The following is a 24,477-nucleotide window of genomic DNA, read 5'->3' as shown; positions in this document are numbered from 1 at the left end:
GACCCGGCCCGGGCTGCGCCGCTACGGGGAAGGTCGGACGAACGTGGCAATTGTCGTTCTCGTCGTCGTGCTGGCGCTGTTCTGGCTGATCACCGGCGTGCGGGTGGTGCAGCAGTACGAGCGCGGCGTGGTGTTCCGGCTCGGCCGGGTGCGCGAGCAGGTCCGCCAGCCGGGCCTCACCCTGCTGGTGCCGGTGGTCGACCGGATGCGCAAGGTCAACGTCCAGGTCGTCACCATGCCGGTGCCCGCCCAGGAGGGCATCACCAAGGACAACGTCTCCGTCAGCGTCGACGCCGTGCTGTACTTCCGCGTCGTCGATCCGGTCAAGGCCACGGTGGACGTCCAGAACTACTCCTTCGCGATGCTTCAGGTCGCCCAGACCTCGCTGCGCTCGATCATCGGCAAGAGCGAGCTGGACGACCTGCTCTCCGGCCGGGAGAACCTGCACCAGGGGCTGGAGATCATGATGGAGAGCCCGGCCACCGGGTGGGGCGTGCACATCGACCGGGTGGAGATCAAGGACGTCAGCCTGCCCGACTCGATGAAGCGCTCGATGGCCCGCCAGGCGGAGGCCGACCGCGAGCGCCGGGCCCGGATCATCACCGCGGACGGCGAGTTCCAGGCCGCCGCCAAGCTCGCCGAGGCCGCCGTCACGATGTCCGAGACCCCGGCGGCGATGCAGCTGCGGCTGCTGCAGACGGTGGTCGAGGTCGCGGCGGAGAAGAACTCGACGCTGGTGCTGCCGTTCCCGGTGGAGCTGCTGCGCTTCTTCGAGGCCTCAGCCGCCCGGGCCGCCGAGGCGGGTTCCGCGCCGGCGCCCGCCGTCCCGGCCCAGGCGCCGTCCGACGCGGGCTGACGGCCCGCCCGCACGACCACGGCCGGTCCGGGGCCCGCCCCTGACCGGCCGTCGGCCATCGACCTGACCGCCCTCACTGGCGGACGATCGGCAGCAGCACCTCGTCGACGATCTCCGCCGGGTCCAGCTGCTCCGGCGCGCCGCCGCACATCTTGATCCGGTACAGCATCAGCGCCGGGACGACGTCGGTGACCAGCGGGGTGACGGACCCGGGGCGGACCTCGCCCCGGGTGGCACCACGGCCGAGCACCTCGGCGATCAGCGCGGCGGTGGGCTCCACCACCCGCTCCAGCACGATCGCCAGGAAGGTGTGGGCCCGCTGCTGGTCCAGCTCGCCCATGATGGCCCGCACGGCGGCCCCGGGCTCGCTCAGCATCGCCGCGCGCAGCCTGGTCACCACCTCCAGCAGGTCCCCGCGCAGGCCGCCGGTGTCGGGCGGCGGGCCGACCGGGGGCAGGCAGGCGCGCAGCGCGTCCTTGACCAGTTCCTCCTTGGAGGGCCAGCGCCGGTAGAGCGCGGCCTTGCCGGTCTGCGCGGCGGCGGCGACGCCCTCCATGGTGAGCCGGGCGTAGCCGTCGGCGGTGAGCTGCTGGAGGGCGGCCTCGAAGATGGCGTTCTCCAGCGCCTCGCCGCGCCTGCGGAGCGGGGCGCCCGTCGCCGGTCCGCGCGCGACTGCGGGTTCAGCGGGCATGGCTGCGCACCTTCTTCGGCTCCACCTCTCGACACGCCCGTTCACCGGCTGTCCGTAATGAACGGATGTGTTCCCTATATCCAGGGCCACTGTCGATGTTAGTGAACGAACCCGTCACGTCCCAATCGTTCGCCCCCCGGCCGTCGCGGGCCGCGCCGGCGCCGTCGGACCGGCCTGCCATGGCTCCCCTTCCCTCCTCGCCCGTACGACGCGGCCGCCCGCCCGCCGGACGCGCCGCCCGCCGGAGCGCGATCGCGTCCGGGCCGGAGGCCGTCGATGCGCGGGGCCGCCGTCAGGACACCGTCAGTGACGGCGCCCGCACAGTCAAGGGGGCGTCAGGATCACCCGCCCCCCGAGGGTCCGCGGCCTAGGCTCGGACTCGTCCCCGCCCGGCTGACGCGGGCCCAGCGCCCCGTCACCGACCTCCGGAGCACCCTTGGCCACCACCCGATCGATCCGCCGTGTCGGACGATACGCAACGAAGGTGAGGTCCCCGTGGCCGTTCTCGGCGCCTTCCACCGCCGCCAGCCCCTCCCCGCCAGCTGGCCGGCATCCGCGCCGGCGCGCGGCTCGGTGGCCGCGGCCCTGTCCGCGATCGTGCGCAGGCTCGCCGACAGCCCCCTGGACAACTCCGTGCTCCAGGCCGTGGGCGCCCCGACCGCCTCCAGCGGCACCGGCGCCGCCCGCCGCACGGTGCGGATGCGGGCCAGCTGGCGGGCCGTCACCACCCCCGACGGCACCCGCCGGCTCGAAGCCCGCTGGGGCCCCGGCCGCTGAACCGGGCCCGCCCCGGCGGCCCCGACAGCGCGGGGCCATCACGTGCGCACGCGTGCACGCATCGGGCGCACGCCGACCTACGATGAGCACATGAGCACAAGCACCGACCTGGCAGCTGCACACGGCTCGCAGGAGCAGGGGCAGGACAGCGGCGAGCGACTGGACGTCGCCGCGTCCGTCCTCGCCCTGCTCGCGGACCGCACCCGACTTGCGCTGCTGCACCGGCTCGGCGCAGGCGAGGCCGACGTCACCTCCCTCATCGAGGCGTGCGGGGCCCCGCGCACCTCCGTCAGCCAGCACCTCGCGAAGCTCCGCCTCGCGGGCCTGGTCACCACACGCAGGGACGGGCGCCGCGTCGTCTACTCGCTGCGCCACGGGCACCTTCGGCGCCTGGTCGACGAGGCGCTGAACGTCGCCGACCACCAGATCGGCTCCCTGCCGCCGCACGACTGACCCACCGCACGACAGACCCAGCTCGCCCCGACCCGCCCCGACCCGACCAGCCCCCGCAGACCGGAACGGCAGCGAGGGTCGCGCCATCGCAACCAACACGTGCACACGTATGCACGTGTTGGCTACGATGGTGCCGCCGCACCACGCCGCCGACCGGGACGGGGCCGATGCTGTCCACACTGCGCAACCGCACCTACCGCCACCTGTTCGCAGCCCAGGTCATCGCCCTGGTGGGCACGGGCCTGGCCACCGTGGCGCTGAGCCTGCTCGCCTACGACATCGCCGGCGCCGACGCCTCGGCCGTCCTCGGAACCGCGCTGGCCGTCAAGATGGTCGCCTACGTGGCCGTCGCACCGGCGGTCGGCGCCCTCGCCGACCGCATTCCGCGCCGAACGCTGCTGGTGGCGATGGACCTCACCCGTGCCGCCGTCGCGCTCGCCCTGCCGTTCGTCAGCCAGGCCTGGCAGATCTACGTCCTGATCTTCCTGCTCCAGGCCGCCTCGGCCGCCTTCACACCGGCCTTCCAGGCCACCATCCCCGAGGTGCTGCCGGCCGAACGGGACTACACCCAGGCACTGTCGATGTCCCGCCTCGCCTACGACCTGGAGTCCCTGTTCAGTCCCGCGCTCGCCGCGGGCCTGCTCGCGCTGGTCCCGTACACCTGGCTGTTCACCGGCACCACCGCGGGCTTCCTCGCCTCCGCCACCCTGGTCGTCTCCGTCGTCCTGCCCAAGCCCGCCCCCGTCGAGCGGACCGGCGGCGCCTACGCCAAGGCCGCCTTCGGCGCCCGCCTGTTCTGGGCCACCCCGCGCCTGCGGGCCCTGCTCGCGCTCGACCTCGCGGTCGCCGCCGCCGGGGCGATCGTCTTCGTCGACACGGTCGTCGCGGTCCGCGAGCACTTCCACCGCCCGGCCGGCGCGGTCTCGCTCGCCCTGGGCGCCTACGGAGCCGGCTCCATGCTGACCGCCCTGCTCCTGCCCCGGCTCCTGCGGCGGCTCTCCGACCGCGCCGTCATGCTCCCGGCCGCCTTCGCGCTCCCCGCCGTCCTGGCCGCCGTCGCCGCCGTCACCGCCGCGGCCCCGGGCGGCTGGTCCTGGGCCGCGTTGCTGGCATCCTGGGCCGCGATCGGCGCCGCCTGTTCCGCCGTCCTCACGCCGGGCGGACGCCTGATCCGCCGCTCCGCCGCCGACGCGGACCTGCCGGCCGCCTTCGCCGCACAGTTCTCCCTCTCGCACAGCTGCTGGCTGCTCACCTACCCCCTCGCCGGCTGGCTCGCCGCCGGCGCCGGCCTCCCGGTGACCGCCGTCGCCCTCGGCGCCGTCGCCCTGCTCGCCGCCACCGCCGCCGCCGCGATCTGGCCCGCCCGCGACCCCGCCAGGCTCGACCACGTCCACGCCGACCTGCCCCCGGGCCACCCCCACCTCACCGACGCCCACCCGGCCGCGGACGGCTGGCTCCACGGCCACGACTACGTCATCGACCAGTACCACCGCCACTGGCCACAAGGCCTCACCGCGCGGGCCAACTAGCCAGGGCTACCGGGCGGGGCGACAGCTCCATCACCCGGGAGGGTCAATCCAGCGGGAATAAATGAAGAGCTGTTCATGTATTCCTGTATGGTCGACGCGTCGCCCCGTCGTGTCCGCGTGGAGGAACACCACAGCCATGTCCGCAACCCTCACCGAGCGCCCAGCCGCCGCAGCCCCGCGCGGCGGCGCCGCTCCCAAGCGCCGTACGCGCGTCTTCGCGCTGGCCGAGGCCCGCTGGGCCGCCGCCGCGACCGTCGCCTTCCTGACCGCCCTGCCGCTCCAGCTGGCCGGCGCCCCGGCCTGGGCCTGGGGGCCGCTGTACGCGATCGCCTACGCCACCGGCGGCTGGGAGCCCGGGTGGGCCGGGCTTCAGGCGCTGCGCGAGAAGACCCTCGACGTCGACCTGCTGATGATCGTCGCCGCGATCGGCGCGGCCTCGATCGGGCAGGTGATGGACGGCGCGCTGCTGATCGTCATCTTCGCCACCTCGGGCGCGCTGGAGGCGCTGGCCACCGCCCGCACCCAGGACTCGGTGCGCGGCCTGCTCGACCTCGCCCCCACCACCGCCACCCGCCTGCTGGACGACGGCGGCGAGGAGACCGTCGCCACCGAGGACCTGGTGGTCGGCGACACCATCCTGATCCGCCCCGGCGAGCGCGTCGGCGCCGACGGCCGCGTCCTGGACGGCGCGAGCGAGATCGACCAGGCCACCATCACCGGCGAGCCGCTGCCGGCCCCCAAGCAGCAGGGCGACGAGGTCTTCGCCGGCACCCTGAACGGCACCGGCGCCCTGCGGGTGAAGGTCGAGCGCGACGCCTCCGACTCGGTGATCGCCCGGATCGTCGCCATGGTCGAGGAGGCCTCGGAGACCAAGGCCCCCACCCAGCTGTTCATCGAGAGGGTCGAGCAGCGCTACTCCCTGGGCATGGTCTTCGCGACCCTCGCCGTCTTCCTCGTCCCGCTGGCCTTCGGCGCCGCCGTGACCGGCTCGCTGCTGCGGGCGATGACCTTCATGATCGTCGCCTCGCCCTGCGCCGTGGTGCTGGCCACCATGCCGCCGCTGCTGTCCGCGATCGCCAACGCCGGCCGCCACGGCGTCCTGGTGAAGTCCGCCGTCGTGATGGAGCGGCTCGGGCAGGTCGACGCGGTCGCGCTGGACAAGACCGGCACCCTCACCGAGGGCACCCCCCGGATCACCGACCTGCTCCCCCTCGCCGGCAGCGGCCTGGACGAGGACGAACTGCTGACCCTGGCGGCCGCCGCCGAGCACCCCAGCGAGCACCCGCTGGCCCGCGCGGTGGTCGACGCCGCCCGCCGGCGCGGCCTCGACCTGCCGGTCGCCGAGGGCTTCGCCTCCACCCCCGGCATCGGGGTGACCGCCACCGTCTGCGGTGCCGTCATCGCGGTCGGCGCCCCCGCCCGGCTCCTCGCCGGCGCCGCCGACGCGCCCTCCGCCGAGGCAGAGGCGGAGACGGAGGCCACCGCCGTCGCCGAGGAGCTGGAGCGCGACGGGCGCACCGCCGTCCTGGTCCGGCGCGACGGCGCCCCGGTCGGCGTGCTCGGCATCGCCGACCGCCTGCGCCCCGACGCCGCCGCCACCGTCACCGCCCTGGCGGCCCTGACCGGCGCCGCCCCGGTGCTGGTGACCGGCGACAACCCGCGCGCCGCCGCCCGCCTCGCCGCCGAGGTCGGCATCACCGACGTCCGCGCGGGGCTGCTCCCCCAGGACAAGGTCGCCGCCGTCCAGGAGCAGGAGCGGGCCGGGCGCAAGGTGCTGGTGATCGGCGACGGCGTCAACGACGCCCCCGCCCTCGCCGCCGCCCACACCGGCATCGCGATGGGCCGGGCGGGCTCCGACCTGGCGCTGGAGACCGCCGACGCGGTCGTCGTCCGCGACGAACTCGCGACCGTCCCCACGGTGATCGCGCTGTCCCGGGCGGCCCGGCGGCTGGTCGTCCAGAACCTGGTGATCGCCTCGGTGTTCATCTCCGGCCTGGTCGTGTGGGACCTGGTCGCCACCCTGCCCCTGCCGCTCGGCGTCCTCGGCCACGAGGGCTCGACCGTCATCGTCGGCCTCAACGGCCTGCGGCTGCTGCGCGAGAGCGCGTGGAAGCGCGCGGGCGCCACCGGGCCGCAGCCGGCTCAGAAGCCGGTTCAGGAGCCGGCGCGGGCCCGGCGCAGCAGGTAGGCGCCGGAGGCGGCGGCGAGCAGCGCCATGCAGGCGGTGAAGACCAGGCCGGCGTGGGCCAGGCCGATCGGCGCGGTGAGCAGGCCGATGCCGATCACCGGGATCGAGATGCCGAAGTAGGCGATCACGAAGAGCGCCGACAGGGCGCCGCCGCGGTGCTCGGCGGGCGCGGCGGCGGCGATCTCGCCGACCGCTCCGCGCAGGCCCATGCCCTGGCCGGCGCCGCCCACCAGGGCGCTGAGCACGAGCAGTGGCAGGGCCGTCCAGGCGAGGGAACCGGCCATCAGGGCCAGCCCGGCGATGAGCACCAGGCAGCCGATCGGGATCGCCCGGGCGGTGCCCAGCCGGGGCACCAGGAGCTGGCCGAGGATGGAGGCGAAGAAGGCCGTGCACACGATCAGGCCGACGACGGCCGGGCTGTGGACGTCCAGCCGCTGGGCGAGGAAGGCCGGGCTGACCGAGGTGAAGACGCCCAGCAGGGAGAAGCCCGCGAACGCGGCGAGGCCGGCCGGGACGAACACCCCGCGGACCTCCGGCGGCAGGGACGGCCGGCGCGGCCGGGCGGTGCGCAGCGGGCGGGCGCCGGTGACGGTCTCCGGCAGGAGCCAGGTGACGGTGAAGGAGGCGGCGAGCAGCACCAGGTGCACGGCGAACGGCAGGGTCAGGGGGTGGGGTGTGTACTCGGCGAGCAGTCCCGACAGCACCGGTCCGCAGCCCAGGCCGCCGATGTTGGCGGCGGTCGCGACGAAGCCCGCGCGGGCCTGGTGTCCGGGTGGGGCGAGTTCCAGGACGTACGCGGTGGCGGTGCCGGTGAACAGGCCCGCGGACAGGCCGGACAGCAGGCGGCCCAGGGCCAGCAGCGGGAGGCCGCCTTCGGCCAGGAAGGCGAGGGCGCTGCACGCGGCAAGTGCCAGTCCGCAGAGCAGGACGGGCCGGCGTCCGACGGAGTCGGAGACGTTGCCGACGAGCAGCAGGACGCCGATGACGCCGAAGGCGTAGATGGCGAAGACGACCGTCACCATCAGTTCGGAGAAGCCGATCTGCTCCTGGTACAGCCCGTACAGCGGGGTGGGCAGGGTGGTGCCCGCCATGCAGACGGCGAAGCCGGCGGCCGCCCCGAGGTAGCCCGCCCGGCCCATGAAGGACCGCGCAGTCTGATGATCGGTCATTCGCCCACAGTAGGGCGGCCGTCGCCGTCGCAGCCACGGCTCGCGGGGCCGAATAGGCCGATCCGCCCAAGAACCGACGCCCGGCCCCGGCCACACCCACCCCCGGCGTGGTCGGCCATCGGCTACCGGATCGCGCCGCGGTCCGCGGACAGGCCGTGGGTGGTGCCGCCCCCGGCCCGCACCTGCGTCGGGAGCGCTCCCCAGTAGCGCCGGAACGCGGTGCTGAAGTGCCGGGTGTCCGCATAGCCGCAGGAGCGGGCGACGGCCGCGACGGACAGCGGGCGCAGCGCGGGATCGGCCAGGCGCTGCGCGGCGACGTCCAGCCGTCGGCGGGTCAGGTAGGCGATGATCGTGCACCCCGTCTCCTGCTGGAAGAGCCGTGCTGCGTGGCGCTCGCTCAGGTGGACCTGGGTGGCGACGAGCGTTACCCGCCCGGCGCGTAGTCTGTGGTCTGTGACTTAGCGGCACCGCCGCGCGCCGGCGGCCGCGGCGCGCCCCCCCGGCTCGGGCGTCGGGCGCGCGGCGGCGGGCAGGTCGGCGACGACGCGGGCGCAGGTGAGGACCAGCGCGGGGCCGAGGGCGGCCAGCAGGTCGGGGCTGGCCGGCCCCGGAGCCGCAGCCTCTTCGGCGAGTGTCGCCAACAGCCGGGGAAGCGGGGTTCCGGCGGCCGGGACGACCCGGCGCGGGCCGGCCGCGAGGGCGTCGAGCAGGGCGGCGGTCTCCGGGGAGCCGGGCCCGGCGGCCCCGCGCGGACCGCGTTCGGGGACCATCGTCCAGGACCAGAAGACGATGCCGAGCGGGTCCCGGGCGTCGGTGGTGATCTCGTGGACCTCGCCGGGGCGGGCCAGGAACAGCTCGCCGGCTCCGACCGGGTGCTCCAGCGCGCCGATCCGGAACGTCCCGCGCCCGGCGTAGGCGTAGCAGAACTCGAAGTAGGAGTGGCTGTGCCAGTAGTTGCGCCATGGCTCGGGCGGGTAGAACCCCCAGTCCACGAACTCGACCCGTCGTCCGGCGAGGGTGGTGCCCAGCCGCACGGAGTTGAGCAGGGGCAGGGCGGCGCCCGCCCGGGCCAGTTCGGTCATCTCGGCTCGCCCGCCCCGTCCGTCCTGCGCGCGGTGGGGTCGACGCCCCGCAGCATCATGCCCTGACCGAGGGACCAGGTGTGATCGTCCGTGGTGGGCCGGTCCGCAGGGTCCCGGAACTGTACCAGCCAGGTGGTGCGGGCCTGGTCGGAGGTGTTCAGCCCCGAACCGTGCACGGTGAGGTAGCCGAAGAACAGGACGTCGCCGGCCTCCGCCGGGCACGGCCGGGCGTCCTGGAGCCGCCAGGTGTCGGGCGGCAGGTGCCAGCTGCCGTCCTCGACGTGCGGCAGCGGGCCCTGCTGGTGGCTGCCGGGGACGGCCCTGATGCAGCCCTTCTCCTCCGGGGCGTCGTCGAAGTGGAAGACCGCGGCCGCGACGGTGTGCCGGGCGTGCGGGAAGAACGGGTGGTCCTGGTGCAGGGGGAAGGGGGAGCCGGTCTCCGGAGGCTTGATGAACATCTTCGTGTGGTGCAACTGGAGGTTGGGCCCGCCGAGCAGTGCGGCCGCGACGTCCGTGAACCTGGGGTCGACCAGCAGCCGGGCGAAGGCCGCCGAGTGGAACTGCGTGTCGTGGGCGTGCTTGAGGGCCGTGCGCCCGGCGGACGCACCCGCGACGGTGCGCGCGCTGGCCCAGGTCGGGTCGGCGTCGGAGTCGAGGCGGGCGGCCAGGGCGTGGCACTCCTCCCGCATCGCCGCCGCCTCCTGTCGGCTGATCAGGTTCTTGACGAGGAGGAAGCCGTTCTCGTGGTAGGCGGCGAGGTCGTCGGGGCTGAGGGGTTCGTTCATGGCCTCGACCGTAGGCGTGGGGACCGGGCCGGGCCGAGGGGCGATACGGACGGCCCGGTGGGTAATCCGGACATCGGCCCGCGCGTTCAAGTCCCTCCCGCTGGGCTGCGGCCGAGCAGGCGGGGGTGCTCCCGAGGCCGGGAGCGCCCCGCCTCGATGTCCGGGCACCGTCGCCTCGATGTCCTGGCACCCCCAACTGGCGTATGGCGCAGCCGAATCCGTTCGCGTCCGCCCTCTTGTCAAAGGTTAGTGATGTTTCCTAACTTAATGTCATGTCCGAGACCTCACGGCACTCCCGGCGCGACCTCCTGCGAGTGAGCGCGGCGGGCGGTGCCGCCTTCGCCGCGGGCAGCCTCCTGCTGCCCGGCGCCGCCCAGGCCGCCCCCCACCCGACCGCCCTCGACACCCCGACCCTCCCCTCACCCCGCAGCGACCAGACCGCCGGGTCCGCGCTGCGCCCCTTCGGCCGGCACCTGGCCTTCGGGGCCGACCCCTCCCAACAGGTCGTCGTCTCCTGGCAGGTGCCGGGCGCGGTGACCGCCCCCTTCGTCCGGATCGGCCTCCAGCCCGGCGACTTCGGCTCCCCGATCGCCGCCGAGGTCCGCACCCTGGTCAGCAAGCTGTCCTGGCAGCACCCGGTCGAGGACCAGCCCCTGGTCAAGCCCACCACCGTCACCCAGTACTACCTGCACGCGCAGGTGGACCAGCTGATCCCGGACACCACGTACTACTACGTCGTCGGCCACCAGGGCTACGACCCCGCGGGGCAGCGCGCCCGGCTCGGCGACGTGGCGAGCTTCCGCACCGCGCCCGCCCCCGGGCGCGGCACCGGGTTCACCTTCACGGCCTTCGGCGACCAGGGCATCGGGTACAACGCGGCCGCCACCGCCAACCTGATCGCCGGCCTCGACCCCGCCTTCCACCTCCACATGGGCGACCTCTCGTACGCCAACAGCGGCGGCAGCGGCAAGACCAGCGACCCCTACGACGCCCGTCTGTGGGACTCCTTCTTCGTGCAGAACGACCCCGTCGCCTCCCGGACCCCGTGGATGATGGCGATCGGCAACCACGAGATGGAGGCCTGGTACGGGGCCGACGGCTACGGGGGCGTCCGCGCCCGGTTCACGATGCCCGACAACGCCTGGGCCCAGTCCACCGGCATCTACTCCTGGCGCTGCCAGAACGTCGGCCTGATCAGCCTCGACGGCAACGACATCTGCTACAACACCGCGGCCAACCTGAACTACACCAAGGGCAAGCAGAAGAAGTGGCTGGAGAGCCGGCTCGCCGCGCTCCGCGCCGACACCACCATCGACTTCGTCGTCGTCTACCTGCACCAGTGCACGTACTCCACCTGCCACGACAACGGGGCCGAACTCGGCGCGCAGCAGGACTGGGCCCCGCTGTTCGACAAGTACCAGGTGGACCTGGTGCTCAGCGGGCACAACCACGTCTACGAGCGGACCGACCCCATCCGTTCCGGCAAGCCCACCCGCAAGGTCGCCTCCGGCGACACCGTCAATCCGCTGAAGGACGGCACGACGTACGTCGTCGCGGGCGGCGGTGGCGGCGGGGTCTACTCCTTCCCCGTCGCCGACACCTACCTCGGGCACGAGACGAAGAACGACTCCCCCGTCCCGATGGTGGTCGCCGATCCGAGCGGCCACAACCAGACCGTCAAGGTCACCTGGTCCAGGGTCCGTTACACCGGTTACTGCCTGGTGGCGGTCGACGTGACGCCCGCCGCCGACGGCAAGCCGGCCCGCATGGCGGTGCGCTCGATCACCGAGGACGGCACCGCCGTGGACCAGTTCACCGTGCAGCGCGGCTGACCTGGCCCGGCGCCTGCGCCCGGACGGCCCGCTCCCGCACCCGCGCCCGGACGGCCCGCTCCCCGCCGGCCGGGCCGGGCGCGGCCGCCGGGCCGGCGGGGTGCGCGTCAGTGCTCCGTGGTGACGGTGAAGCCCTGCGGGGCGCGCAGGTCGACGGCTCCGGTGTGGTCGGTGGACACCTCGATCGGCAGGCCCGCCACCGTCAGGCCGGTGAACGTCAGCGACTCGTAGCCGGCCTGGAGTTGGGCGCGCACCCGGAGCCGGCGGTTGGGGGCGTCGGCCTCCAGGCCGAGCAGTGCCTGCACCACCTGGACGGAGGCGGCGGCGGCCCAGGCCTGCGGGCGGCAGGAGGCCGGGTAGGGGACGGGGCGGGCGAACTCGGCGCGCGGGTGGCCGCCGAAGAGTTCGGGCAGGCGGTGGTCGAAGGCCGCCGCCGCGCGGACCAGGCCGGCGGCCAGCGGCGCGGCGGCGTCGTGCAGCCCGGCGCGGGAGAGGCCGTGGACGGCGATGGCGCTGTCGTGCGGCCAGACCGAACCGGTGTGGTAGCCGAGCGGGTTGAAGCCGGCCGCGGCGGCGTCCAGGGTACGCAGCCCGAAGCCGCTGTCCATGCCGGGGGCGGTGAGCCGGCCGGCGACCAGGGCGCTCTCCTGCGGGTCGAGCAGGCCGGTGCCGAGCAGGTGGCCCATGTTGGAGGCGACCGAGTCGACCTGGTGCTTGCCGCCGTCGAGGGCGACCACCGGGTACGGGCCGTGCGCGTCCTCGGTCCAGAACCGGTCACAGAAGCGCAGCCGCAGCTCCTCCGCCCACTGCCGCCAGCGCTCGGCACCGGGCCGGCCGAAGGCCTCCAGCAGGGCGGCCGAGGCGACGGCGGCCTCGTAGGCGTAGGCCTGGACCTCGCTTAGCGCGATGGGGGCGTCGGCGATCCGGCCGTCGCGGAAGCGGATGCTGTCGGAGGAGTCCTTCCAGCCCTGGTTGGAGAGCCCCTTGCCGGAGCTGTCCACGTACTCAAGGAAGCCGTCGCCGTCCGCGTCTGCGTGGTCGGCCAGCCAGGCGAGGGCGGCCTCGGCGTGCGGCAGCAGGTCCTCGACCTGGTCCTCGGGCATGCCCCAGCGCCAGGCGTCGTGCAGGAGGGTGAGCCACAGCGGGGTGGCGTCGGCCGTGCCGAAGTAGCAGGGCGGCAGGTGGGAGCCGTTGTCGAGGTGCTGCTCGTCGCGGCGGACCTCGTGGAGGATCTTGCCGGGCTGCTCCTCGGTGGCCGGGTCGAGGGCGCGGCCCTGGCGGCGGGCCAGGGTGCGCAGCGTGCCGGCGGCGAGTTCGGTGCCGAGCGGGAGCATCATCCGGGCCGCCCAGAGGGAGTCGCGGCCGAACAGGGTGAGGAACCAGGGGGCCCCGGCGCCGAGGAAGTGGTCGCCGGGCTGCAGCGGGTCGGTGAGCAGGAGGCCGCGCAGGTCGTGGTGGGAGCGGGTGATCCAGTGCGCGAGGTGGTGGTCGCGGCCGGTGATCGCGGGGGTGCGCCACGGGGCGGCGTCGGCGGCCGGGGCGGGGAAGAGGTCGCCGTCGCGGTGCTCGGCGGTGCACTCCAGGACGGCCTGCCAGCTCTGGCCGGGGGCGAGTTCGAGGTCGAAGCCCAGGGTGCCGGTGTCGGCGGCGAGGTGGTCGGGCGCCGGCTCGACGGTGAGGGCGGCGCTGAGCGGGCCCTCGCTCCAGCGCAGGCCGTTCGGGCCGGCGGTGGGCGTGAGGGCCTGGGTGGCGCGGCCGGCCTTGACGCTGTCCATCGCGGCGAAGTCGCTCTCCGCGCGTACGTCCAGGCGCAGGCGGGCGGTGAGGTCGCCCGCGTTGCGGACGGTGTAGCGCTCGACGAGGCGGCCGGGGTGCAGTTCCCGGCGGCGTTCCAGGGTGACGGCCGGGTCGGGGGTGAGTTCGGCGATGCCGCGCAGCACGGTGACGAAGGTGGTGCGTCCGTCCTCGCCGTGCGCGGTGGCGACGGGGGTGTTGGGGACGGCGGCGACGCCGGCCTCCAGCCGGGAGAGGATCCGGCGGTCCCCGTGGTAGAAGCCGTCCGCGCCTTCGCCGATCCGCCCGTCCGGGCGCGAGGCACAGAAGCTCGGGGCGGCCACGGAGAGCTGGGCGTCGTGCAGGAACGGCTGCAGGGCGATCGCTGACATGGTCTCTTCATCCTCGTTTTGGGGCTTGACAGTTGCTTCCACTCGGGCGCAACCTTTCTGCCATTGGAGCGTTCCAAGACATTAACCCCACTGGTGGGGATGATGGAACCCCGTATTGGAACGCTCCAAGATCTTGTCAATGAAGACAGAACCTAGGATCGCCGTCATGCATGCACACTCATCGCCCCGGCCCAGGACAGGGTCCGCCGCGACCCTGGAAATGGTCGCCGCCCGGGCCGGCGTGGGCCGTCAGACGGTGTCCAACGCGATCAACTCGCCCGAGCTGCTGCGCCCGCAGACGCTGGAGCGGGTCCAGCGCGCGATCGACGAGCTCGGCTACCGCCCGCACCGGGCCGCGCAGGCGCTCAAGACCAGGGCCAGCCGGCTGATCGGCTACGGCATCCGCTCCAGCAGCACCGGCGTCCCGACCCCGGTCCTGGACCAGTTCCTGCACTCCCTCTCCGAAGCCGCCGACCAGGCCGGCTACCGGGTGGTGCTGTTCGCCGTCGCCCCCGGGGACGACGAACTCACCAGCTACCAGCAGCTCCTCGACGAGCACGGCGCGGACGGCTTCGTCCTCAGCAGCACCGACCGCGGCGACCGCCGCCAGGGCTGGCTGCACGAACGCGGCGTCCCGTACGTCGCCTTCGGCCGCACCTGGTCCGGCCGGGACGTCGGCGACTGGGTCGACGTCGACGGCTCCGCCGGGACTTCGGCCGCCGTCCGGCACCTGGCCGGGCTCGGCCACCGCAGGATCGGCTTCCTCGGCTGGCCGAAGGGCTCCGGCGTCGGCGACGACCGCGCCCGCGGCTGGCAGAGCGCGATGCGCGAACTGGGCCTGCCCACCCGGGGCCGCCGGGCCGAGAGCCCGGACGACCGGACGAGCGCCACCGAGGCCGCCGAACGGCTGCTCGCGACCGGCGCGACCGCGGTGGTGACCGCCAGCGACACCCTGGCGCTCGGCTGGTACCAGGCGCTGCGCCGCGACGGCCGCACCCCCGGCCCGGACGCGGCTGTCATCGGCTTCGACGACTCGCCGATCGCCCCCCTGCTGTTCCCGTCGCTGTCCAGCCTCGCCCAACCGCTCGACGCGGTCGGCCGCGAGTGCATGCGGCTGCTGCTGGAACGCCTCGGCGACCACCAGCGGCCGACCGAACACGTGCTCCTGGAACCGGAGCTGGTCCTGCGCGAAAGCGTCTGACCGCCACTCCCCCCGAAACCATCTCCGCCCACTCCCCCCACCCACCCTCGCAAGGAGATCCCGCATGGCCACCTCCCGCACCCTCGCCGCGGCAGCCGTCTGCGCGGCCGTCACCCTCGGCGCCGTCACCGGCTGCTCCTCCTCCGGCGGCTTCGGCGACTCACCGGCCAAGCAGTCCTCCGGCGGCAACCAGAGCCTGACGGTGCTGATCGCCACCTCCGGCGAGGCCGAGACGGCCGCGGTCAAGGCCGCCACGGCCGACTGGGCCAAGAAGACCGGCAACACCGTCACCGTGCAGATCGCCAGCGACATCAACCAGCAGCTCGGCCAGGCCTTCGCCGGCGGCAACCCGCCGGACCTCTTCTACGTCAACTCCGACCAGTTCGCGAACTACGCCAAGGGCGGCTCGCTGTACGCCTACGGCGACCAGATCCCGGACGCCGCCGACTTCTCCGAGCCGCTGCGCAAGGCCTTCAGCTACGACGGCAAGCTCACCTGCCTGCCCAAGGACACCTCCACCCTGGGCCTGGCGATCAACACCACGCTGTGGCAGCAGGCCGGCCTGACCGAGGCCGACTACCCCACCAGCTGGCAGCAGCTCTCCGACGACGCCGCCAAGCTCACCAAGGACGGCGTGACCGGCCTGGTGACCGCCCCCGACTACCAGCGGCTCGGCGCCCTGCTGAAGGAGGCCGGCGGCTGGATCACCAACCCCGAGCAGACCGCGATGACCGCCGACAACCCGGCCAACAAGCAGGCACTGGAGTACGTGCAGTCGATGATGAAGGCCGGCTCGGCCAAGTACGTCGCCGAGGTGGACGCCGGCTGGGGCGGCGAGGCGCTCGGCAAGGGCAAGGCCGCGATGACCATCGAGGGCAACTGGCTCAAGGGCGCGATGGCCAAGGACTACCCGAACGTCCAGTACAAGGTGCTCCCGCTGCCCGCCGGCCCGGCCGGCCCCGGCACCCTCGCCTTCAGCAACTGCTGGGGCGTCGCCGCCAAGAGCCAGCACCAGGCGGCCGGGGTCGACCTGGTCAAGCACCTCGCCTCCGCCGACCAGCAGCTGGAGTTCGCCCAGGCCTTCGGCGTGATGCCCTCGCGCACCAGCGCGCTGAGCGCCTACGCCCAGAAGTACCCCGAGTCCAAGGCCTGGGTCGACGGCGTCACCAACGCCCAGGCGCCGGTCACCATCGCCGGGTTCACCAAGGTGCTCACCCAGTTCAACACCGACCTCCAGTCGCTGAAGACGGGCGACCCGGCGGCCATCCTGGCCACCCTCCAGCGCAACGGCGAGCAGGCCATCAAGAATGCCAAGTAACAGCTCCACCGGCACGATACGCCGGCGCGGCCTGCGCGAGGGAGCATGGGGCTGGCTGTTCGCCGGCCCCATGGTCCTGGTCCTCGGCCTCTTCATGGTCCTGCCGATCGGGATGGCCCTGTGGGTCAGCCTGCTGCACTGGGACGGCCAGTCCAACCCGTTCAGCGGCAGTGCGGACTTCATCGGCCTGGACAACTACCGCCGGCTGTTCGCCGAGGACGGCCTGGACCGCACGCTGTTCGCCACCTCGATGCGCAACACGCTGTACTACGTCCTGCTGACGGTGCCGCTGCAGACGGTGCTGGCGCTGCTGCTCGCCATCCTGGTCAACCAGCGGATGCTGCGCGGCCGGGGCGCCCTGCGCACGGTGTTCTACTTCCCGTCCGTCACCAGCTCGATCGCGATCTCGACGGTCTTCCTGTTCCTCTTCCAGGGCAGCGGCGCCGTCAACCGGATGCTGGGCTGGCTCGGGGTCAAGGGGCCGAACTGGTTCGCCGACCCGCGCGGGGTGATCTGGCTGGTGCTCGGATGGTTCGGCCTGGACCAGCCCGCCCCGGGCACCGGCGGCCCGCTCGGGCTGTCCTGGTCGGAGTGGTTCGCCGGGCCCTCGGTCGCGATGTGCACGCTGATCCTGATGGCGGTGTGGACCACCTCCGGCACCTTCATGCTGATCTTCCTCGCCGCCCTCCAGGACATCCCGCGCGAACTGGAGGAGGCCGCCGCGCTCGACGGCGTCAACCGCCGCCAGCTGCTGCGCCACGTCACCCTGCCCGCGCTGCGGCCCGTCCTGTTCCTGGTGCTGACCCTCGGCCTGATCTCCACCTGGCAGGTCTTCGACCAGGTGTACGTGATGGGCAAGGGCGCGCCCGGCAACACCACCCTCACTCCCGCCTACCTGTCCTACTCGGCCGGCTTCGACAACGCCGACTTCGGGCAGGGCGCCGCCATCGCGTTCGTCCTGCCCGGCCTGATCCTGCTGCTCACCGCCGTCCAGCGGTGGGTCCTGCGGGAACGGGACGGCAAGCCCCGCCGCAGCCCGAAGGGAGCCCGCCGTGCCGCACGCTGACCGCAAGCCCGCCGTGGACAAGCCGATCCTCGGCCGCTTCCCCCGGCCGCTGCGGCTCCTCGGGTACGCCGTCCTGCTCGGCTTCGCGCTGCTCTACCTGCTGCCGTTCCTGCTGCAACTGGTGAACAGCTTCAAGACCGACCCGGACGCGGCCGCCCACCCGATGTCGGTGCTGCCCGACGGCGGCACCCTGGCCTCCTACCGGCGGCTGTTCGGCCTGGCGGAGGGCGTCGAGAACATCCCGTTCCTGCGCTGGCTGGGCAACAGCGTGGTGGTGACCGTCCTGGTGACGGCCGGCCGGGTGCTGTTCGACTCGATGGCGGGCTACGCGCTGGCCCGGATCAGGTTCCCGGGCCGCCGGCTGCTGTTCGCCTTCGTGCTGGCCGTGATGGCGGTGCCGGGCGTGGTGCTGCTGATCCCGAAGTTCCTGGTGCTGAAGAGCTTCGGCATGTTCGACAGCTACAGCGGCATGATCCTGCCGCTGCTGGTCGACGCCGCCGGGATCTTCATCATGAAGCAGTTCTTCGAGTCGGTGCCGCGCGAGATCGAGGAGGCGGCGCGGATCGACGGCGCCGGGACGTTCCGGATCTTCTGGTCCGTCGTCCTGCCGATGTCCCGGCCCTCGCTGATCACGCTCACCGTGCTCTCCTTCCAGGGCTCCTGGAACGAGTTCACGCACTTCCTGGTCTCCACCCAGTCCAGCGAGCACGACACCCTCACCACCGGTCTGGCGCACTTCGTCTCCGGCGGCCTCGGCTCCGGGACGCAGTACCCGCTCAAGCTGGCGGCGGCGCTGGTCTCCACCCTCCCGGTGGCGATCCTGTTCTTCTGCTTCCAGCGCCACTTCGTGCGCGGCGCCAACTCGGGCTCGCTCAAGGAGTGAGCCCGGCCCGGCCCTGCCCGGCCTGTACACCCCCCCTCTGCCGAACCTTCCTGTGAACCCTTCTTGGAGAACCACGTGCCCGCCCGTATCGAGGACTACGCGCTGATCGGCGACATGCAGACCGCCGCCCTGGTCGGCAGGGACGGCGCCGTCGACTGGCTGTGCCTGCCCCGCTTCGACTCCCCGGCCGTCTTCGCCGGCCTGCTGGGCACGGACGAGCACGGCTTCTGGCGGATCGCCCCCGGTGACGCCCCGCCCGCCCACCGGCGGCGCTACCGGGGCGACTCGCTGATCCTGGAACAGGAGTGGGACACCGCCGGGGGCACCGTCCGGGTGATCGACTTCATGCCGCCGCGCGGCACGGCGGCCCCGCAACTGATCCGGATCGTCGAGGGCGTCGCCGGCACCGTCCGGATGCGCTCGGCCCTGCGGATGCGCTTCTCGTACGGGCGCATCGTGCCCTGGGTGCACAAGGTCACGGACGGCACGGGGACTCGCACCGTCGCCGTGGCCGGGCCCGACTCGGTGTGGCTGGACGGCGAGTCCGAGACCTACGGCCGCGACCTGACCACCTACGCCGACTTCACCGTCACCGCCGGCGAGCGGATCGCCTTCGCGCTGACCTGGCAGGCCTCCCACCTCGGCGCCCCCGACCGGCCGGACGCCGAGCAGGCACTCGCCGCCACCGAGGAGTTCTGGCGCGACTGGGCCGCCCAGTGCACCTACCAGGGCCCCTACCGCGAGGCCGTGATCCGCTCCCTGATCACCCTCAAGGGCCTCACCTACGCCCCCACCGGCGGCATCGTCGCCGCCCCCACCACCTCGCTGCCCGAGGACATCGGCGGCGTCCGCAACTGGGACTACCGCTACACCTGGCTGCGCGACGCCACCATCACGCTCTCCTCGCTGCTGCGCACCGGCTACCGCGACGAGGCCAAGGCCTGGCGCGAGTGGCTGCTGCGCGCCGTCGCCGGCGACCCGGAGAACCTCCAGATCATGTACGGCATCGCCGGCGAGCGCGAGCTGGTGGAGACCGAACTCGACTGGCTGCCCGGCTACGAGGGCTCCCGCCCCGTCCGGATCGGCAACGGCGCCGCCGGGCAGCTGCAACTCGACGTCTACGGCGAGGTCGTCGAGGCCCTGCACCTCGCCCAGCACACCGGCCTGGCCCGCAACGACCACGCCCACCTGCTGCAACTGCGGCTGATCTCCTGGCTGGAGGAGCACTGGCAGGACCCGGACGAGGGCATCTGGGAGGTCCGCGGCCCGCGCCGGCACTTCGTCCACTCCAAGGTGATGGCCTGGGTCGCCGTCGACCGGACGGTCCAACTGCTGGAGCAGACCGACTGCGAGGGGCCGCTGGAGCGCTGGCGCGCCCTGCGCGACACCATCCACGAGGACGTCTGCACCCACGGCTACGACCCGGACCGCAACACCTTCACCCAATCCTACGGCTCGCGGGAACTCGACGCCTCCCTGCTGCTCATCCCCCAGGTCGGCTTCCTGCCACCGGACGACAAGCGCGTCATCGGCACCGTCGAGGCGATCCAGCGCGAGCTGTCCACCGAGGACGGCTTCGTGCTGCGCTACCCCACGAGCGGCGGGGTGGACGGCCTGCCGGGCGACGAAGGCGCCTTCCTGGCCTGCTCGTTCTGGCTGGCCGACGCCCTGGCGATGATCGGCCGGACGGACGAGGCGCACCAGCTGTTCGACAAGCTGCTGTCCATCCGCAACGACCTCGGGCTCCTGGCGGAGGAGTGGGACCCGCGGCTCAAGCGCCAGGTCGGCAACTTCCCGCAGGCCTTCAGCCACGTCCCGCTGATCGACACCGCACTGCGCCTCGGCCGGGGCTGCGCCGGTCCGAAATAATCGGCCACCCCCTTGTTGATGATGTGATCAAATGTGTAAGCACTGTGGCGCTTGACGCCACCGGGGATGGACCGGTCTGACCATGTGGTCAGACCCCGTTACACAGGAGACGTACCATCAACACCGCCATTCGCCGGGCCGCGCGCGGAACCGTTCCCGTCGCCGTCACCGCATCCGTGCTCGCCGCCGGCCTGGCCGCCTGCGGCACCGTCGAGCAGCTGTCCGCCGCGCAGAAGGTGTCCAAGGCCTTCACCAAGGTCGGCGAGGGCAAGGCCGCCGGCCTCACGTTCTCCGTGGACGCCACTCCCGAGCAGATCATCGCCTTCGGTGCGGCCACCGGCGACAAGGTCGACCCGAAGAGCGCCGACGCCGTGTCCGGGCTGAACTTCTCCGTCGCGGTGTCCGCCGACAAGCCGCTGAAGGACCTCGACACCTTCAAGAACGCGCAAAGCAACGGCGCCGACAAGGACCTGACGCTCGACAAGTCGGTGCGCCTGTCCTACGTGCTCTCCGACCGGAAGGGCACCGCGCTGCTGGAGTACCGCCAGGTCGACGCCAAGGCGTTCCTGCGCGCCGACGCCAAGGGCCTGGTGAAGCTGGTCGGCGAGGACCCGTCGCAGGTCGACGCCATCAGCAGCGACCTGCCCGCCGAACTGAAGCCGGTCAAGGACGTGCTGGCCGGCAAGTGGGTCTCCTTCGACCTGCAGAAGCTCGCCGACGACACCAAGAAGTTCGACGGCGCCAAGGCCACCCCGAGCGCACAGCCCTCGCTGGACCCGGAGTCCGCCAAGCAGCTGACCAACTCCCTCAAGGACGTGCTGTCCCGCACCGTCACCTTCGAGGACAAGGGCAAGAAGGACGGCGCCGAGCACATCTGGATGAGCGCCCCGGGCCGCCAGCTGGCCGACGAACTGCTGAAGGCCGTCAAGCCGCTGGCCGCCAAGTTCCCCCAGCAGTTCGGGAAGCTCCCCACCTCCGTCCCGAGCACCGTGCGCGAGGACAAGGTCGGCGCCGACCTCTACCTGAAGGACGGCAAGCTCTCCGCCGCCACCTTCGACCTCGCCCAGCTGGAGGCGAAGGCCGCACCGGGCGTCAACTTCCCGGTGAAGCTCGCCTTCAACCAGAACGCCCCGACCGTCGAGGCCCCCGCCGACGCCGTCACGCTGACCAGCGACGACATCCAGAGCACGATGCTCACCCTCCTCACCTCCGGCGCCACCAGCGGAGGCAAGGGCGGCGCCGCCCCGGGCACCCCGGGCACCCCGGCGCTCACCCCCGGCAAGCCGCTGACCCCCGCCCAGGCCGAGGAGCTGAAGGCCCTCGGCCTGCCCCTGGCGCAGCAGGAGATGTTCAGCAAGCTCGGCATGGGCTACGAGGACATGAAGAGCCTCGCCCAGGAGGGCTGATCCCCGGCTCTCCCCCACGGCGCCCGGCCGGCCGCGACAGCGGCGGGCCGGGCGCCGCTGTTCGACGTCACAGCCGGTGTCCTGACCGCCCGGATCACCGGCGCGCGAGTCGGTGTCCCGGCCGCCCGGATCACCGGCGCGCGAGATGGACGGTGAGGTCGGCCGCGATCTCGACCGTCTCGGGCAGCACCCGCGCGATCGCCTCGAAGGCCCGCCGCCGCCTCGGCGGCGGCAGTTGGAGGTACGCCGAGACGGTCGACAGGTGACCGAGGTAGTACGGGGCGCTCACCAGCAGGCGCCGCCGGATGACGGACTGCCGGACGTCACGGAACAGCCGGGACCGTTCCAGCTCCGTACCCGGCCACTGCAGTTCCTCCTCGGGAGCGGTCCCGTCCGGGGACGGAACGTCGTCGCTCTCCAGGAACGGCGCCCGGGCCGCCCGCACGGCCTCCTCGACGGCCGGGTCGGCCAGCTGGAACGGCCCGCCGAGGTTGGCGAACACTCCCTCCGGCTCCAGCAGTTCGGCCACCCGTGACCACCGGCCCTCCGGGCGCGTCCAGTGCAGGGCCGCCGCCGCGTAGACCAGGTCGTACGTCCCGCCCGGCCGCAGGTCCTCGAACGCGGCCCGGACGGTCCGCACGTTCGGGGGCGCCGTCCTGCGCAGTTCGGCGAGCATGGCCGCGTCGGGCTCCGTCGCCGTGACGTCGACCCCGCGCCCGGCGAACAGCCGGGTCGCCTTGCCGGTGCCCGCACCGATCTCCAGTGCGGTCCGCACCGGCCGGCCCGCGTACGCCGCCACCGTGTCGAAGAGTTCGTCAGGGTACCCCGGCCGGAAACGTTCGTAGGCTTCGGCGATCGCGCCGAAGCTCAGTGCACGAGCAGACATGCCGAGCATCCTGACACGACCGCGGCGGGCCGTGCCCCGGGTTTTCCGCCGCCGCACCGCGCCCGGAGGAGTGGCGTGGGTCCGGAATCAGCCGGTTGTCGGTAATGAACGATTGTGTTCCCTATACCTCGGGGATACTGCCGGTGTCAGTGGACGGACCCGCCCCTCACCGTCGTTCGCTCCCGAGCCATTGGGGGACCTGCCATGGTCACCTCGCGCGCCCTGGCCCCGGCGCCGCCCGCACCCGCACGACGCGGCCAGCACCCGGGGACAGCCCTCACCGTCATCGCGGCCACCCAGCTCATGGTGGTCCTCGACGTCACGATCGTGAACATCGCCCTGCCGCACATCCAGCAGGCACTGAGGTTCAACACCACCGACCTGTCCTGGGTCGTCAACGCCTACACCCTCACCTTCGGCGGGCTCCTGCTGCTGGGCGGGCGGATGGGCGACATCCTCGGGCGCCGGCGCGTGTTCGTCGCCGGGGTCCTGATCTTCAGCCTCGCCTCACTGCTCGGCGGCGTCGCGCAGTCCTCCGGCTGGCTGCTGGCCGCGCGCGCACTCCAGGGCCTGGGCGCGGCGATCGCCTCGCCGACCGCGCTCGCCCTGATCGCGACCAACTTCCCGGAGGGCCCGGCCCGCAACCGCGCCTTCGGCGTGTACTCGGCCGTCGCGGGGGCGGGCGGCGCCGTCGGCCTGCTCGCCGGCGGGATACTGACCTCCTGGCTTTCCTGGCGGTGGGTGCTGTTCGTCAACGTGCCGATCGGCATCGCGATCGCGCTGCTGGCGCCGCTCTACATCAACGAGTCCGAGCGGCACCCCGGACGCTTCGACCTGACCGGCGCGTTCGCCGCCACGGCGGGCATGGTCTCGCTGGTCTTCGGCTTCATCCGGGCCTCCGACCACGGCTGGACCGACCCCGTGACGCTCACCTCGTTCAGCCTCGCCGCGCTGCTGCTGGCGGCCTTCCTGTTCCACGAACGGCGGGCGCCGCAGCCGATCACCCCGCTGCACCTGTTCCGCGACCGCAACCGCTCCGGCGCCTACGGGCTGCTGCTCTGCGTGGCCGCGACCATGTTCAGCATCTTCTTCTTCATGACCCTGTTCGTTCAGGACGTCCTCGGGTTCAGCCCGCTGCGGGCCGGCCTCGCCTTCCTGCCGATCAGCGCCGCGAGCGTCGTCGCCGCCCAGTTCGCCGCCCGCAACCAGCTGCGGTACGGGCGCAGGCCGTTCCTGGTGGTGGGCTCGCTGCTGGTGGCGAGTGGGGCGTTCTGGTCCACCCGGCTCGACGCCCACAGCGGCTACCTGACCGGGGTCCTCGGCCCGACCCTGCTGTTCGGCCTCGGGATGGGCTCGATCTTCGTCCCGGCCACGCTGACGGTGGTCTCCCGGGTCGCCCCGCACGAGACCGGCGCGGCCACCGGCATGCTCAACACCACCCAGCAGGTGGGCGGCTCGCTGGGGCTGTCGATCCTGGTCACGGTCTACGGCGCGGCCGGCCGCAGTGAGGCCGGCCGACAGGTCGACGCGTTCCTGCGGCAGGCCACCCCGCAGCAGGCGGCCCGGTTCCGGGCCACCGGAAAGCTGCCGGCGCCGTACTCCTCGGAGGTGCTGGCGCACGGCATCTCCAGGGCGTTCGACATGGGCCTGGCCTTCGCCGTGCTCGCGGCGCTGATCGCCCTGTTCGTCATCAGGGCCGACCGGGAGGCGCCGCCCGTCAGCCCTTCGGGGGACGGCACTTGACAGGGCGTCCGGACATCGCCGACAGTCCATCTTGCAATGGTTTTCATCTTCGATAACCAGACTCCGCGAAAGAGGACACCCATGTCGCTCGACGTCTCCCCCGCCCTCCTCGCCCAGGCCGAGCACGGCCGGGTCAACCAGGCCGACTTCCTCGACACCGTGCGCGCCTCCCTCCCCTACGCCTACCAGGTCGTCGCCGGGCTCAGCACCGAACTCGGCGCCACCGAGGACGAGTTCACCACCGACAACACCACGCCCACCGACGAGGAGCGCGCCCAGCTGCTGCGCGCGCTCGCCAGCAACGCCATCCGCGGCAGCCTGGAGGACCACTTCGGCGTCAAGCTCGCCTTCGTCAACTGCCACCGCGTCGGCGCCTTCCGCCCCGGCACCGAGGACGGCGACGCCTACCGCGAGTTCACCTCGCTGCACAACCAGATCCGCAACCAGAGCCCGGAGCTGCGCAGCTGCTGACCCACCCGGACGCGCGGCGGGCCCCCCCCCGGGGGGGGGGGGCCCGCCGCGGCCCCTAACGGGGCGGGTTTGGGGGGGGATTGCGGCCGGGTGCGCGCCGAGGTCCG

At 73.1% G+C, this 24,477-nt stretch carries 19 protein-coding genes and 2 pseudogenes; 14 read left to right on the top strand and 7 right to left on the bottom strand.

Annotated elements, in window-relative coordinates:
• Positions 1 to 43: 43 nt before the first annotated feature.
• Positions 44 to 853 (top strand): annotated as a pseudogene (locus ACFWPI_RS26050) (slipin family protein); the annotation flags it as partial.
• 76 nt (positions 854 to 929) lie between these two features.
• Here ACFWPI_RS26050 and ACFWPI_RS26045 read toward each other — a convergent pair.
• Positions 930 to 1,547 (bottom strand): TetR/AcrR family transcriptional regulator C-terminal ligand-binding domain-containing protein, encoded by a 618-nt coding sequence (locus tag ACFWPI_RS26045; RefSeq protein ID WP_380378792.1) that lies wholly within the window; start codon positions 1,545 to 1,547, stop codon positions 930 to 932.
• 495 nt (positions 1,548 to 2,042) lie between these two features.
• On the opposite strand from ACFWPI_RS26045, the gene ACFWPI_RS26040 reads away from it, so the two are divergent.
• The 4 genes from ACFWPI_RS26040 (at position 2,043) to ACFWPI_RS26025 (ending at position 6,494) form a co-directional block, all read left to right on the top strand.
• Positions 2,043 to 2,324 (top strand): hypothetical protein, encoded by a 282-nt coding sequence (locus ACFWPI_RS26040; RefSeq protein ID WP_380378793.1) that lies wholly within the window; start codon positions 2,043 to 2,045, stop codon positions 2,322 to 2,324.
• Between the two features lie 90 nt (positions 2,325 to 2,414).
• Complete coding sequence (locus ACFWPI_RS26035) at positions 2,415 to 2,777, top strand: metalloregulator ArsR/SmtB family transcription factor (RefSeq protein WP_063345900.1); 363 nt, start codon at positions 2,415 to 2,417, stop codon at positions 2,775 to 2,777.
• 167 nt (positions 2,778 to 2,944) lie between these two features.
• The gene (locus ACFWPI_RS26030) at positions 2,945 to 4,306 is read left to right on the top strand and encodes an MFS transporter (protein WP_380378795.1); all 1,362 of its coding nucleotides are present in this window, start codon (positions 2,945 to 2,947) and stop codon (positions 4,304 to 4,306) included.
• A gap of 136 nt (positions 4,307 to 4,442) precedes the next feature.
• Positions 4,443 to 6,494, top strand: coding sequence for a heavy metal translocating P-type ATPase (locus tag ACFWPI_RS26025; RefSeq protein ID WP_380378797.1), 2,052 nt, complete (start codon positions 4,443 to 4,445; stop codon positions 6,492 to 6,494).
• Here ACFWPI_RS26025 and ACFWPI_RS26020 read toward each other — a convergent pair.
• From ACFWPI_RS26020 to ACFWPI_RS26005, 4 genes and pseudogenes are all read right to left on the bottom strand, one after another.
• The gene (locus ACFWPI_RS26020; RefSeq protein ID WP_380378798.1) at positions 6,461 to 7,663 is read right to left on the bottom strand and encodes an MFS transporter; all 1,203 of its coding nucleotides are present in this window, start codon (positions 7,661 to 7,663) and stop codon (positions 6,461 to 6,463) included. The genes ACFWPI_RS26025 and ACFWPI_RS26020 overlap by 34 nt on opposite strands.
• A gap of 122 nt (positions 7,664 to 7,785) precedes the next feature.
• Positions 7,786 to 8,070 (bottom strand): annotated as a pseudogene (locus ACFWPI_RS26015) (helix-turn-helix transcriptional regulator); the annotation flags it as partial.
• Between the two features lie 51 nt (positions 8,071 to 8,121).
• Positions 8,122 to 8,745 carry an AraC family ligand binding domain-containing protein gene (locus tag ACFWPI_RS26010; RefSeq protein WP_380425062.1) on the bottom strand — a complete coding sequence of 208 codons (624 nt, stop codon included), beginning with the start codon at positions 8,743 to 8,745 and terminating at the stop codon, positions 8,122 to 8,124.
• Positions 8,742 to 9,530 (bottom strand): phytanoyl-CoA dioxygenase family protein, encoded by a 789-nt coding sequence (locus ACFWPI_RS26005; RefSeq protein WP_380378800.1) that lies wholly within the window; start codon positions 9,528 to 9,530, stop codon positions 8,742 to 8,744. Before ACFWPI_RS26005 ends, ACFWPI_RS26010 begins: the two co-directional genes overlap by 4 nt.
• Before the next feature lie 272 nt (positions 9,531 to 9,802).
• On the opposite strand from ACFWPI_RS26005, the gene ACFWPI_RS26000 reads away from it, so the two are divergent.
• The gene (locus ACFWPI_RS26000; RefSeq protein WP_380378802.1) at positions 9,803 to 11,362 is read left to right on the top strand and encodes a purple acid phosphatase family protein; all 1,560 of its coding nucleotides are present in this window, start codon (positions 9,803 to 9,805) and stop codon (positions 11,360 to 11,362) included.
• Between the two features lie 107 nt (positions 11,363 to 11,469).
• On the opposite strand, the gene ACFWPI_RS25995 is transcribed toward ACFWPI_RS26000, so the two are convergent.
• Positions 11,470 to 13,527, bottom strand: coding sequence for a glycogen debranching N-terminal domain-containing protein (locus ACFWPI_RS25995; RefSeq protein ID WP_380378803.1), 2,058 nt, complete (start codon positions 13,525 to 13,527; stop codon positions 11,470 to 11,472).
• Positions 13,528 to 13,693: 166 nt separating this feature from the next.
• Here ACFWPI_RS25995 and ACFWPI_RS25990 point away from each other — a divergent pair, with 166 nt between their 5' ends.
• The 6 genes from ACFWPI_RS25990 to ACFWPI_RS25965 all read left to right on the top strand — a co-directional run bounded on the left by ACFWPI_RS25990 (position 13,694) and on the right by ACFWPI_RS25965 (position 21,270).
• Positions 13,694 to 14,728, top strand: a complete 1,035-nt coding sequence (locus ACFWPI_RS25990; RefSeq protein ID WP_380378805.1) for a LacI family DNA-binding transcriptional regulator — start codon at positions 13,694 to 13,696, stop codon at positions 14,726 to 14,728.
• Positions 14,729 to 14,792: 64 nt separating this feature from the next.
• Positions 14,793 to 16,046: an extracellular solute-binding protein gene (locus ACFWPI_RS25985; RefSeq protein ID WP_380378807.1), complete on the top strand. Its 1,254-nt coding sequence runs from the start codon at positions 14,793 to 14,795 to the stop codon at positions 16,044 to 16,046.
• A complete protein-coding gene (locus ACFWPI_RS25980) occupies positions 16,036 to 17,112 on the top strand; it encodes a carbohydrate ABC transporter permease (protein WP_380378809.1) in 1,077 nt (358 codons plus the stop codon). The genes ACFWPI_RS25985 and ACFWPI_RS25980 overlap by 11 nt, the downstream gene beginning before the upstream one ends.
• On the top strand, positions 17,099 to 17,995 hold the full coding sequence (locus tag ACFWPI_RS25975) for a carbohydrate ABC transporter permease (protein WP_380378810.1): 897 nt from the start codon (positions 17,099 to 17,101) through the stop codon (positions 17,993 to 17,995). The genes ACFWPI_RS25980 and ACFWPI_RS25975 overlap by 14 nt, the downstream gene beginning before the upstream one ends.
• A 75-nt stretch (positions 17,996 to 18,070) precedes the next feature.
• Positions 18,071 to 19,864, top strand: coding sequence for a glycoside hydrolase family 15 protein (locus ACFWPI_RS25970; protein ID WP_380378812.1), 1,794 nt, complete (start codon positions 18,071 to 18,073; stop codon positions 19,862 to 19,864).
• 176 nt (positions 19,865 to 20,040) lie between these two features.
• Positions 20,041 to 21,270 (top strand): hypothetical protein, encoded by a 1,230-nt coding sequence (locus ACFWPI_RS25965; protein ID WP_380378814.1) that lies wholly within the window; start codon positions 20,041 to 20,043, stop codon positions 21,268 to 21,270.
• 130 nt (positions 21,271 to 21,400) lie between these two features.
• Here ACFWPI_RS25965 and ACFWPI_RS25960 read toward each other — a convergent pair whose 3' ends face one another.
• A complete protein-coding gene (locus ACFWPI_RS25960; RefSeq protein ID WP_380381042.1) occupies positions 21,401 to 22,156 on the bottom strand; it encodes a class I SAM-dependent methyltransferase in 756 nt (251 codons plus the stop codon).
• Positions 22,157 to 22,360: 204 nt separating this feature from the next.
• On the opposite strand from ACFWPI_RS25960, the gene ACFWPI_RS25955 reads away from it, so the two are divergent.
• Positions 22,361 to 23,899: an MFS transporter gene (locus ACFWPI_RS25955; RefSeq protein WP_380381040.1), complete on the top strand. Its 1,539-nt coding sequence runs from the start codon at positions 22,361 to 22,363 to the stop codon at positions 23,897 to 23,899.
• 81 nt (positions 23,900 to 23,980) lie between these two features.
• Entirely contained in the window at positions 23,981 to 24,370 is a 390-nt protein-coding gene (locus tag ACFWPI_RS25950; RefSeq protein WP_380381038.1) for an SCO5389 family protein, read from the top strand.
• Positions 24,371 to 24,477 lie beyond the last annotated feature (107 nt).

Source organism: Kitasatospora sp. NPDC058492 (assembly GCF_042720685.1).
Classification (GTDB): Bacteria; Actinomycetota; Actinomycetes; order Streptomycetales; family Streptomycetaceae; genus Kitasatospora.
Note: the sequence above shows the minus strand (reverse complement) of the source record. Positions and strands in the feature narration are given on the sequence as shown.